Origin of the sequence: Pontibacter mucosus (genome assembly GCF_003054055.1) — a bacterium.
GTDB lineage: Bacteria > Bacteroidota > Bacteroidia > Cytophagales > Hymenobacteraceae > Pontibacter > Pontibacter mucosus.
Map to the genome: position 1 here is coordinate 152,191 of NZ_QBKI01000010.1, position 12,346 is coordinate 164,536.

The following is a 12,346-nucleotide window of genomic DNA, read 5'->3' on the forward strand; positions in this document are numbered from 1 at the left end:
AAAGGAAAGAGAGATCAGCACTGCTGACCTCTCTTTCCTTTTCACTCCCTTATGATATTTCGTTATAACAGCCTCCTTGGCAGTTACATCGTTTCCATCCAAGTAAAACATAATCAGAATGACTCATGGAGTTTAGAGATTAAACTATAAGTCATAATTTCCATTACACTTCTATTCGGTTAAATAAAATTCAAAAGTAAGAGAACAATTAATAAGCTTCTAATAATTAATATCAATAGTTAAATATTAAATAAACATGAAATTTAAATTTATTAGATGATAATTCTTTAAGTAATTAATTTAATAAACAATTTGAATTACAAACATTTAAAAATGAATTCTCGAAGAGAAGATATATCTGATACATATATTATCAGAATTTAATTTATATAAATAATCTAATCAGGTTAAAACATTTTCGATTCTGATACTAAAATAAAAAAATCAGAATCAAATGAATACAACAAATAATAGCAATTACGAAGAAATATATTCACCTGTCAATTTCGATTCTAAGGAAATACTAAGACAAGAAGGATGGAAAGGGTATATGATTGAAAGTCATCATCAAAAATTAGACTTTATCCTTCACCAGATATACATAAACCGAATTCTGCACGATAAGTACGAACATAGTGATTTTATAAAGTTATCAGCGAAGCACCACATTGAACGCTATTTGTATCCTGAGACAACTAAAAAATTAAAGCCACTACTAAAAAAGTATGGTGTTATCGAAGACAATGGTTATTACAGAATCGCTAAGGAGGAAAACGGTTTCAATGGTGAATGCTTAGGATATAGGCTAACTTCCAAATATGACGTTCCACATAGGCGAATCTCGGTAGATAAACATAGCACGTTGTATAACAACATCATCCGTTTCAGAACGGCTGATTTCAAGAAACAAGACCAAGTTACTCAATGGATTGGAAGCAACATGCAAGATATTGGTATTCGCAAGGATGATGCAATCGCCTATGTAGAGCAATGGTATGCCAATGCCATACTATTTATCAATCCGGATAACTTGAAAAAGAATCAGCACTATGATGATTATCAAAAGATAATCGAGAGTAAAAAGGAACGATACCTATATATCATAAATGCGATTTATGATGGCACCATTTTCCAAGCAAAACGAGATAAAACGGGAGAGCGTGTGCATCATGCAATATCCGTGCTTTGGAGAGAACTTAGGCAGTTCCTTTATTTAAGGAGTAAGCCAGATGCGTTGCTATGCAACCTGGATGTAGCAAACTCACAACCATTTTGTCTGGTCAAAATACTGAGAGATGTATTTAAAGATAAGGCTAAGCCTACCAGCGTTCAGACCTACATTAAAGAAGTGAGCCAAGGTACATTTTATCATTACATGGCCAATGCTGTGGGGTTATCTGTGACTGATTTCTCAAAATTCAAAACTGATTTGTTTGCAAATGTATTTTATGGAGAAAATGAGAAGACCTTTCATAGTAAAAGTGCGCAGGCATTTATGAAAGAATTTCCTACCGTTTACCAGGTTATTGAAAATGAAAAACAAGGTAACTATAAGAAGCTTGCGGTTCTGATGCAGAAGGTAGAATCTCAGGCCATCGTTGATGGGGTTATGACAGATTTAATGCACAAGTACGAGGATAAGTATTTCTTCACATCACTGCATGACTCTGTAATTTTTGAGTACCAGCCGGAGTTGGTTGATGAGATAAAGATGCTAATGGTTCAACATATGGAAAAAGTTGTTGGTCTCAAACCGACTATAAAAAAGCTTGAGTATTTCAATTTACCGGCAGCGACTAATAGTGCGGTACAGCAATTTAAGGATGCAATAGAAATGTTCGAGTGGTATGATAGCATGGCATACGTGGCACATGAAGAACTTGTACTTAATTTGCTATAAACCAGTACTATGACAGAATGAAAATTTAAATGAAAATTTTTAAAACAAAGGCTGAGGCTTTATCTATAATAATCATTATGACCTAATTAAATAGTAATGAATATAAAGAAGAAACTAACAGCTAATCATTTGATTGATATAGAGAAATTGAACCAGAGCCTGGTTGCTAATGCCTGTTTTTTTACAAAAGAAATCGGCCGGTTGATAGGAAAGGACATGAGTAACTTATGTCTTTATGCATCCTGTGATGAACGTTCATCACCTGACAACGCATATGTTTGGGTATATAAACACCTCATAACTGGTATGCTCTACGAGATAACTCTTTATCTTGATGATGCTCTATTAACAGCCGAATGGATTCCGTACAGTGATGAGTTTCTGTTTAAGCATCTAAATTACACTTCTAATTCTGATGTATTTAACACTGCAAATAGAAAGCGCAAAATTGGTATCTGCTTAGCAAATTGAAGCTAATATAGCCAAGTCATTGATAATGAAACTCAGTATCGAAGTGAAAATAAATAATGAACAATTAGTAAGCATCATCAAGCAAATGCTTACGGCCAGCGGAGGTGTATTTACTGAAGAAATTCAAAAGTTAATAGATAATGACTTGAAACAGTCACCGGATAAGTATGATTCTTATGAAGAAATTGAGGCAGATGAGTTATGGTTAGAAGGCTTGCCTTTGGACCCCTTCTATTATGAAATACAGCCAGGTGATATGCTGATGTACGGTAATCTGTGTATTCCCTTTTGTGAACTGTATTTATATGCGCACTGTGAGATAACAAGGGTTGTGTTTAGTACTGCACACTGGTTTTATAAGCATATCAAAACCAAAGAGATATTTCATGTTGAGGCTCACTATGATACTTATCATGGTTTAGAAGCATCAACAGTTAAGAAAGCTACTTATCAAGATATTGAGTTAATAGCCTTAGGATGCACACCAGATGTAGTAGGGTATAATAAGGCCAGCAGAAAGCACCGGATACCATTAATTTTTGAATAAGGTAGTCGTATGATAATGAGTGGATATTTGATAAGTAGTCTGAATATGTGATTCAAATCAGTAGTTAAGAAGATTTTACCTGCTACAAAATCTTCTTAACTCTCTGAACCGTTGAAATACCTACATCACAAAGTTTAGCAGTCTCACGTATGGTATAACCGTTATGGAGATACTTAACAACATGCTTGTATTCATTCAGCATCTTAGATTTATCTTTTACGCTTGCTCTTGGTCTGCCTAATACTTTACCTTTTCGTTTAGCTTCTGCGAGGCCAGACTTAACACGTTCAATTAATGTGAGTCGTTCCATCCGTCCGATATCAGTTAGTATTGTGAATAGAAACTGAGCCATCGGATTTACGGAGCCATCAGGGTTCAAAGTTTCCAGGTTGTAGTTCATTACCACTACACTTACACCACAGCTATGCAACTTTTCAAGCGTATCTAAGACGTGATTGGTCGCTCTTCCCAAGCGAGTTACCTCGTGAATGGCTACCTTGTTAATCTTCTTTGTTTCGGCCAGCTTAACCAAACGCTGTATACCTTCTCTCTCGGAATTCTTTTTAGCACCGCTAACCGTTTCAGTTATTATTTCAACAATTTTGAAATTTTTGTTGGTGGCGAATTCTTGAAGTTCTGATATCTGCCTGTCATGGCTCTGGTCTGCTGTCGATTTTCTGACCAAGAGGGCTACCTTATTCATTCCTCTATCTTTAAATATATACTAAGATAGATATTTGTATTCAATAAAACTAATGTTTTTATGGATACAAAATCTTAGCCATAAATTTTAAGATTGCTGGTAGTATAGCAGCTTTATTTCGGAAAGGTTTTTTTGAACACAAACCTATAGCATAGTTAATTATAGATAGACTAAGAGTGTATTCCTATTGTTGTAACTGATTCTAAAGCTATTTTTCATATAAGATTAATCAGATATGTAGATGTTCTAATTTAATTTTAAGAATCTATAATTATCTTTTTGTAGCTTATGGCAATAATTAGAAAAGGTAAGTCATTGAGGATGAAAAAAGAGGTCGTTAGTCCGTTTGATATAAAACTTGAATTTGATAAATCGACAGAAAACCCAAGTAGGCTGTTCCAGTCCTTTGCTGAACTCATAGATAGTATTTCACGCTTAGATACTGTTATTGCAAAAACTGTCAACACTACAGTTTCAGCCAAAATCTATCTTGATGATTTTGAAAAAGGCTCACTAATAGCAAAATTATGGAATGAGTTGATTTTAAATGATGATAACAAGATTGATGATGTGCAAAGTAGTGAGCCGGTCAGTGAATACATTGAGGAAGCCAGGGCTGCAAGCTTAAATTATTTATCAAATGGTAAATCATCAGTTACAGAACTTCAAGGGCTAAATAAAGAAATTAAAAACATTGCCGATAAGAAGGACTTAGCTAAGTCCTTTAACTATGTTGATGTCGATTTATTAGAATTGGCTTCAGCTTTGAATGAGGTGAATAATTCAACTGATAAACTAACTGACAAAGAAAAGTATACTGTAACCAGTCCTAACACTGATGCCCGTGAACTTAAAGCAGGTACACCTAAGATTGACATAGAAGCAGTTGAAAACGCTTTAACAAGTGATACAATAACAAATACTTCTCAGGTATACTACAAGATTAAACGGCCAGATTTTTTAGGTGATTCTCAGTGGGAGTTTAAGTTCGGGAATAAAAATATTAAGGCAAAAATACTTCATGAAGAGTGGTTGACGAAGTTTCATAATGGTGAGGTTGTAGTAGTGCCAGGGGATTCACTAAGAGTGAAAGTAAAGCAAGTGAGTAAATACAATAAAAATGGGTACTTAATATCGGATAAGATAGAAATCGTTGAAGTTCTCGGGATTAAACGTAATAAGGAAGAATAATGAAATTAGAAAGGTCTTTAATTTACATTCTTCTATCTGAACTATTGTTCACTATACTTCCCGTATTTATTGTTCTTATAGTGCGAAGTTATGAGGGAAACTACAAAATGATATTTTATAATACAGAATGGTCAATCATGGCTATCATTCTATATGGTCAATCAATTGTAAAATTTTCATCAGGAATATCGAACTCAAAAGCAAAGTTTAGATGGCAGTTAGTGTCGCTGATTATATCTATAATTATAATATTTGGACTGATACCATCAATAACTGTATTGATAATCAATCTTTTAAACTCCGGGGAAAATTTTGCTATGTATATGATACAGACTTTTTTGTTTGTAGTTAGTGTATTCTGCTATTTTATAATCGGCTATCTTGGCCAGAAAATGTTAGAAGAGTAGTGGTAGATTTGGTCAGCTAATGCGACAGTCATTACAAAAGGATTTCTAACAGCAAATTATCATTTGTATTTTCCACGACCTTACTATTGAACTTCGCAATATATCTTTTTGTGGCCTGGATGGTTAAGGCATCTTGAAGTAGAACAGATGTCTATGCCTATATCAAGCATAATAAATCGGCTTTATACTGTCCTTCAATAAATTTCCTTCAATACTCAATAAGTTATAAATCAAGATAATGAACTACATCTTAAGCCAAGTAGATAAAAAAATTAACTTCTTAAAATCTGTTGGACAGAAATCAGAGCTAAGAGTTCACTACCAGTCAAAGTTTGAATTCATATTAACTTATATCCTTGCTTATTTGTGGAATAAGAACTTGGATAGAATTGGTCTTAATGATACAGAATACATAGTTAATTCAATATTAAAGCCTTCTATTGGAACAACAGTTTCAATTATAAGGAAACTTGATGTTGATAATGAGTTTTTTGGGAATAAGAAACTTAAAGTTCTCAACAAGTTTATTGATAACTACCCCAATTTTAGGAATGAGAAGATAGGACATGGGTTCTCATTTGATGATGATATAGATAATTATTTAGATTTTTTCGATTCTTTCTTTGAAATAATTGAATCGCAAAACATAAATGTGATTTTTGAAGAGGTTGACTTGGTTAAAATCACTAAAGAAGAAATCGATGTTTATCGAGGTATTTCATATAAACCTGATGGCTCAACATATTTAGCTTGGACTTGCCCAAAAGCAATCGGTGAATTCAACGTTGACGATGTTTATATATACCTAAAGAGCAACTGCTACATTAGAATCTCTCCGTTTGTACTTATTGAAAATGAGTCTGAATTTTACTCGTTCTGTTCGATTGAAGAAAAGTTAACCGGAAGAACTAAATACAATAAGCTTCTAAAAACATTATTCATTACTGCTGATGTTCCAGAGTTTGAAAAGTTGTCAATCTCTACAGATGGCACAAAAAGAAAGTCTGCTAATGGTACCGTAGTAAACCTTTTTGAGAATAATTTCAAAAAGTATATTGATGTAGGCATAACCAAGAGAATAACAGATTTTCTTGAAAAGAATAGGTCATCTGTGTTTGCCACAATTTGGGGCCATGGGGGTGTAGGTAAAACTGCTTCAATACAGCGAGTTTGTGAAATTTTATGTAACCAAGAACGGAAGCTTTTTGATTATATTATTTTTCTTTCAGCTAAGGATAGATTTTACAATTATTATCAAGGCAAAATTAATCCTATAAATGATGGCATATCCTCGTTAGAGGATATAGTATCAAAGATTAATAAAATCATTTTCGATACACCGGTATTCGAATTAGACCCTATTGTTAACTATTCTGGTAAGCTACTAATTATAATTGATGACTTCGAAACTTTTACAAAAGGCGAAAAGTCAAGAATTATGTCGTTTATTAAGAAGCTTGATATTAACCATCACAAAGTGGTATTAACTACAAGGGCTGCAACTCTGATAACAGGGGAAGAAATTCAAACAAAAGAATTAAGTGAAGAAGAGTCAATTACCTTTCTACGAGAAGCAGTCAAAAATGAAATTCCTTCTTTCAACATAGAGCAACTACAAAAAGAACTGAAAAGTGTTGAAACAAGAAAGAAGGTATTTGAGATAACATCCGGTAGACCCCTGTTTATTCTGCAACTTGGTATTTTTGCTGCTCAGAAAGGAACATTAACTGACGCTTTAAACATAGAAATCAAATCTACAAAAGAAGCTATAAACTTTCTCTATGACCGCATATATGACTATTTGTCTAATGATGCGAAGAATATGTTTCTTGCTGTTAGTTTACTTGTAGACGAGAATGATTTAACTGGTTTACTAAGTAATTTAAAATTTATTGTTAGCAAAGAAGAGAAAGACGAAGAATTCCAAAGTTCACTTAATGAACTTGTTAAGCTGAAGATAATAGTTCTTGAAGATAAGGATTTATTCAAAGTATATTCTCCTGAAATATACAAGTTAATGAAAGCCTACTATCTTAATAAAGGAGCGGAATATGATGGTAATATTACTAACAGATTTAATCTCATAAATTCAGAAAAGAATTCTCCAACAGAGGTTGCACTTTTAGAGAATGCTGATGCAAGTAGGCTTTTAGATACAGAGTCTGAAGTTGAGAATAAATACCGGTATATCTTGAACAGGGAAAAGACACCTTATCACATAAAACTAACAGCTTTATTTAATTTTGCTTCTTATCTTATATCACATAAAAATAAGATAGAGAAGGCGATTAAGCTATACCAGGATTATTACCAGATATTTAGAAAAGACTCAACATACGTACAGAACTTTGCAACGTGCTATTGGGCTGGTCCTAATAAAGACTCTAAATATAAAGCAGTAAAAATAATTCAGGATTACTTATCGGTTAAACCTAAAATTAATCAGGAAACCTACCTGGAATTACTTGGTATTTTAACTACATATAAAGCAATCATAGTAGTTTCTGAACGGGATGAATTGAAAGGTAAACTTAAGTTTGGTGAAATCACTAAGGTTAATTATAACTATCTGTACAAAGAACAGAAGGAGAGGTTAATAGAGATTTTCAAATTTCCTGGTAAGTCTTTGTATTATAAAATTAAAGATATTGACTTAATGACTTTGTCACCGAGTTGCAGGAATTATGTACTGGATGGCTTGACACATTTTGTGGAGATTGCTATTAGAAATAATAGGATGGATATTGGTAGAGAAGTATGTAAAAAGATATTTGACGAGATGCCTTATAATTACCAAGACCCATTTATTTTCAAATACAATAAAATAGAATCAATAGTAAATCAAGATAAGTCTGAAAGTATTATTAACGATAAATTAACAATTACATCTGACTTAGGATTAAAGCTAAAAGCTGCTTTGTCCACTCCAAAGGATTCGCAGTAGGGAGCGTTAGTTCTCCCTCTTTGCAACTTATGAATTCAATCTAAACATGATAAGATGGATTTCTTATAAAAAAATCTCTGGTGTTAGTGATTGTTAAAATCATTTTACACCAGAGATTTGGGTTTTTAGTTGCCATATTTAAAAATCATAAAGGAATTTCAATTGCAAGATTATCATTGGCATCATCCACAACCTTACTATTGAACTTCGCAATATACCTCTCTGTAGCTACGATACTTTGATGATTAAGACTCTTCGAAATAGCATAAATATCTGCACCAACATCTAACATTAAATTTGTATAAGTATGTCGTGCCACATGGCTGGTAATATTCATGTCAATATCGGCTGCCTTCTGAAGTTCTTTTAAAGCTTTGTTATATATAGTTGTCCTACTTTCAATCTGGTTGAACTGCTTCTTTGTAGGGTCATAGATGTTAAAGTTTTTGAAGGTTTCTACATCTAAGCCAGGAAACACAAATAGCTTAGGAAACTTTGTAGACAGTCCTCTCAAAACTTTACTGGTTGCCTCAGTTAACTTATGTTTTAAAAATTTAAGTTGTTGGTCTTCTTTGTATTCATCTTGCTTAGCTATTCTTTCTTCGATAGGTGAGTTTAAAGCCGGATTAATTTCTTTCCATTTTTTCAATAAGTCTAAACTAATTGTGGCAGGCATCTCACTCTGCTTCTCCTTTATGTAGTCTTTGTATTCGGTGTACCACTTTAGAAAATCTGCGTAGCTTTTTAAAGCTTTTGCTTCTTCCGTTTCAACTACCCGTTCAGCTAATAATAGCTTTAAGTTTGTATTTAGTTTAACCGAAAGCTGTTGCTTGGTTTTATACATTATATATGTGATTCTATCACTTTTTATGCTACCAAACGATAGTAGATGTAAATCAGAGGTGCGCATACCACAGCACATAATTGAGAAAAGGAATCTTAACCTTACATCCTTCAATGCTTTAGTTGCAGGGTCTAAATCTATAATTCTTTGAACTTCAGCTTTTGATAAATATTTGTCAACAGTGCTTTCTCTTTCAAGCTGAATGTTCAGAAATGGGTGTTTTAAGTATGAGTAAGCATCAGCTTTTATAGCTTTGTTAATGGTAGTCTTGTAGTGTTTAAGATATCTGTTGGTTGTGTTAGCACTTAAATTTTTATCTTCTAATAAATACCTCTTAAATCTTAAAACGAAATCTTCATTGATGTCAGCAAATAGTAAATCACTCTTATTCAGGGTTAGCGTGTAATCTGTGATGGTTTTAAGAAGAGTATTATATTTCTTCTGTGAGCCAATACTAAGACTTGGGATTAAGCCTCTATAAAATACGGTATAACTGTTTTTATCAGCTTTTATTTTTTCTGATGCGTTGTCTGCTGTACCGTATTCATCTTCAAACTCTTTTATTTTATTATTGATGTCTTTGTAGTCAATTTTATCTGTAGCTTTTACTCTGCTTTTTTCTTTATTCCAGTAGGCTATCGGCACTTTAATTCCCAATGACTTCCATGACTGATTTGTTCTATTCTCAATAACACGAAGTTTAAGCATTCCTTCTTTAGCGTTACCTCTCTTTACCAGTACAACTTTAACAGATTTCATATATAGCTATTTAACTATACAAAAGTAGGTGATGCACAACAATTGCACAACAAAAGTGTTAATGTTTATTGAATTATATGATTGTTGATGTTGGTAAGTGTATTGATAATCAATAATATACATTTTGTTATGTTGACTATTCGAATCCCTGCATCTCCACTTAGTAACTTATCAAGTAGCATAAAAAGCCCTTAAATCAGCGATTTAAGGGCTTTTTTGTTTTTAGCCCCACCTGAATTTTTCATTTTTTCTCCTTTCTGAGGTGCCTGAATCGGGTACCCGAGGCTAATCCGATTTCGGGTATCCGAATTTGTTGTAACAAGTTGAATATCATTAAGATGTACGGGTGCTGTACATCTTGTGCGCCCTCTGATTGATTATTAAATTTAAGAGTAAAAGGAGGAGTAAAATGGACACCAAAATCAGTATCCTGTTCTACGGCAGGAAAGCCAAGACCACCAGAGACAATCTCTTGCCGATCTACCTGCGCGTCACCATCCAGGGCCGGCGGCTGGAGCTGAGCACCCACCGCTATGTCTCGCCCGAGCGGTGGTCCGTGGAGGCAGGCAAGGTGAAGGGCAGCTCAGCGGAGGCCAGAGGTATCAATGCTTACCTAGATACGCTCAGGACCAAAGCCTACGCCCACCACCGGGAGCTGCTGCAGGAAGGCAGGCCTGTAAACGTGGACACTTTTAAAGAAAAGTGGATGGGAGTGGAGGAGAAGCCGGTAATGTTGCTGGAGGTGTTCCAGATGCACAATGACCAGGTGAGCGAGCTGGTAGGGAAAGATTACGCCCCCGGCACGCTGACCCGTTACAAGACTTCCCTGCAGCACACCCGGGACTTTATCCGGTGGAAGTACAGCGCCGAGGACATCGATGTGAAGAGGCTATCCTACAGGTTCATCACCGATTATGAGTTCTGGTTCAAGAGCGTTCGGAACTGCAATCACAACACCGCGATGAAGTACCTGGCCAACTTCAAGAAGGTCATCCACCTCTGCCTCAGAAACGGCTGGCTGGAGCGCGACCCTTTCCTGGGCTTTAAAATGAATAAGAAGGAAGTGGTGCGGGAGTATCTCTCAGAGGCTGAGCTTCAGCGGATGGCAGCCAAGGAGTTCGCCACCGACAGGTTGGGCCAGGTGCGCGACGTTTTTCTGTTCAGCTGCTACACTGGCCTTGCCTACGTGGACGTGCAGAAGCTCAAGCGCTCTGAAATCCGCGAGGGCATGGACGGGGAAAGATGGATCTTTACCAGAAGGCAGAAGACGGAGACACCCTCGCGGATCCCGCTCCTGCCGGTGGCCCTAGACATCCTGGACCGTTACCAGGAGCACCCGCAGTGCCTCTACCAGGATAGGGTGCTGCCGGTGCTGAGCAACCAGAAGATGAACGCCTACCTCAAGGAGATCGCCGATCTGTGCGAAATCCAAAAGACGCTTACCTTCCACATTGCCCGCCACACCTTTGCCACCACCGTCACCCTCTCTAACGGAGTGCCGATTGAGACGGTGAGCCGCATGCTGGGGCACCGCAACCTAAGAACTACCCAGCACTACGCTAAGATCCTGGACCAAAAGGTGAGTGATGACATGCAGCAGCTGCGGGATAGGCTCACTAGAAGAGAGTCATGAACAACCGCTCATTTATATTATCTGAGTTGCCACCGACTTATCCTCCTATGGCAGATATAGAGCTGAGCAAGAAGCTATTTGTGAGAAATAGTGATGAACAAGCGCACACCTTGCAGATTTTAGGAAATTGTCCCGTCCTCAAATAGGTTGGCAGGAAGTTTAATCTTATTCGGCATAATTCATATTCTTAAAGCAACTAGTAAGATGTAATTAATATTTCATTTTTGATGAAATGTTTTAATGATAATAAATAATGTTTATTTGTAATTAAACAAATATGTTTTTATATTTAATAAAATTTATTATATAAAACATGATAAATTTTATTAAACGTTTGTGCGTTCACTATGTCTATTATCCAATATAAATTCAAAAAGATTCTATAATGTATAAAATTAAGAGACTACTGAGCTATCTACTGTTATTATTTATAGCAGCCTGCAGCAAAGGCAAAGAGGAAAAGAGCACATCTTATAATGTGACCGCGAATAATGATGCTGTTTTTCGAATTAATATCGATAGGAAAGTTTCAGGCAATGGTTGTACTCAAGGATATATTTTAGTTAATGATGAAGTAATTAGCTATTCCTTAGAGTTGCCTGATTTAGACAATATCAATTATATATCATCAATTCCTAAGGGTACATATAGCGCTAAAATCAGAACAGATGGTTCGAAGGGTTGGCGGATTGAATTAGAAAATGTGCCAAACAGAAAAAATATTCAGATCCACGTGGGAAATTATACTCGTCAAATATTGGGGTGCATTTTGATTGGAACCAAAGTGAGTCTGGAAAATTGTACTGTAACCAATAACTATAAGCATGAAGCTATGAAAAACCTGCAAAATAAATTTAACCAATTTACTGAAAATTTAAAGCTTGGCGAAAGCCCGGCTTCTCCTGTCATGATTGAAGTTAAGATAAGTGGCATATAAAATTAGGGCT

General features: G+C 35.4%; 8 protein-coding genes. 6 read left to right on the forward strand and 2 right to left on the reverse strand.

What is annotated here, in order from left to right; translation table 11 throughout:
• Positions 1–454 precede the first annotated feature (454 nt).
• Both C8N40_RS18145 and C8N40_RS18155 read left to right on the forward strand, forming a co-directional pair.
• On the forward strand, positions 455–1,900 hold the full coding sequence (locus C8N40_RS18145) for a hypothetical protein (RefSeq protein WP_108213215.1): 1,446 nt from the start codon (positions 455–457) through the stop codon (positions 1,898–1,900).
• A 496-nt stretch (positions 1,901–2,396) separates the two neighbouring features.
• Positions 2,397–2,918: a hypothetical protein gene (locus tag C8N40_RS18155; RefSeq protein WP_108213217.1), complete on the forward strand. Its 522-nt coding sequence runs from the start codon at positions 2,397–2,399 to the stop codon at positions 2,916–2,918.
• 82 nt (positions 2,919–3,000) lie between these two features.
• On the opposite strand, the gene C8N40_RS18160 is transcribed toward C8N40_RS18155, so the two are convergent.
• Positions 3,001–3,621 carry a recombinase family protein gene (locus C8N40_RS18160; RefSeq protein ID WP_108213218.1) on the reverse strand — a complete coding sequence of 207 codons (621 nt, stop codon included), beginning with the start codon at positions 3,619–3,621 and terminating at the stop codon, positions 3,001–3,003.
• 288 nt (positions 3,622–3,909) lie between these two features.
• On the opposite strand from C8N40_RS18160, the gene C8N40_RS18165 reads away from it, so the two are divergent.
• Together C8N40_RS18165 and C8N40_RS18175 are read left to right on the forward strand one after the other, a co-directional pair.
• Entirely contained in the window at positions 3,910–4,812 is a 903-nt protein-coding gene (locus C8N40_RS18165; protein WP_108213219.1) for an LAPAL motif-containing putative phage structural protein, read from the forward strand.
• A gap of 645 nt (positions 4,813–5,457) precedes the next feature.
• Positions 5,458–8,163, forward strand: a complete 2,706-nt coding sequence (locus tag C8N40_RS18175) for an NACHT domain-containing protein (protein ID WP_108213221.1) — start codon at positions 5,458–5,460, stop codon at positions 8,161–8,163.
• 145 nt (positions 8,164–8,308) lie between these two features.
• On the opposite strand, the gene C8N40_RS18180 is transcribed toward C8N40_RS18175, so the two are convergent.
• Positions 8,309–9,766, reverse strand: a complete 1,458-nt coding sequence (locus C8N40_RS18180; protein WP_108213222.1) for a tyrosine-type recombinase/integrase — start codon at positions 9,764–9,766, stop codon at positions 8,309–8,311.
• 409 nt (positions 9,767–10,175) lie between these two features.
• On the opposite strand from C8N40_RS18180, the gene C8N40_RS18185 reads away from it, so the two are divergent.
• Together C8N40_RS18185 and C8N40_RS18190 are read left to right on the forward strand one after the other, a co-directional pair.
• Positions 10,176–11,399 carry a site-specific integrase gene (locus C8N40_RS18185; protein WP_108213223.1) on the forward strand — a complete coding sequence of 408 codons (1,224 nt, stop codon included), beginning with the start codon at positions 10,176–10,178 and terminating at the stop codon, positions 11,397–11,399.
• Between the two features lie 385 nt (positions 11,400–11,784).
• Positions 11,785–12,336 carry a DUF5675 family protein gene (locus C8N40_RS18190; RefSeq protein WP_108213224.1) on the forward strand — a complete coding sequence of 184 codons (552 nt, stop codon included), beginning with the start codon at positions 11,785–11,787 and terminating at the stop codon, positions 12,334–12,336.
• Positions 12,337–12,346: the final 10 nt, after the last annotated feature.

What these genes read in the sequence shown, in the direction of transcription:
- C8N40_RS18145 (WP_108213215.1), top strand. Translation starts at nt 455, where the DNA reads ATGAATACAACAAATAATAGCAATTACGAAGAAATATATTCACCTGTC.
- C8N40_RS18155 (WP_108213217.1), top strand. Translation starts at nt 2,397, where the DNA reads ATGAAACTCAGTATCGAAGTGAAAATAAATAATGAACAATTAGTAAGC.
- C8N40_RS18160 (WP_108213218.1), bottom strand. Translation starts at nt 3,621, where the DNA reads ATGAATAAGGTAGCCCTCTTGGTCAGAAAATCGACAGCAGACCAGAGC.
- C8N40_RS18165 (WP_108213219.1), top strand. Translation starts at nt 3,910, where the DNA reads ATGGCAATAATTAGAAAAGGTAAGTCATTGAGGATGAAAAAAGAGGTC.
- C8N40_RS18175 (WP_108213221.1), top strand. Translation starts at nt 5,458, where the DNA reads ATGAACTACATCTTAAGCCAAGTAGATAAAAAAATTAACTTCTTAAAA.
- C8N40_RS18180 (WP_108213222.1), bottom strand. Translation starts at nt 9,766, where the DNA reads ATGAAATCTGTTAAAGTTGTACTGGTAAAGAGAGGTAACGCTAAAGAA.
- C8N40_RS18185 (WP_108213223.1), top strand. Translation starts at nt 10,176, where the DNA reads ATGGACACCAAAATCAGTATCCTGTTCTACGGCAGGAAAGCCAAGACC.
- C8N40_RS18190 (WP_108213224.1), top strand. Translation starts at nt 11,785, where the DNA reads ATGTATAAAATTAAGAGACTACTGAGCTATCTACTGTTATTATTTATA.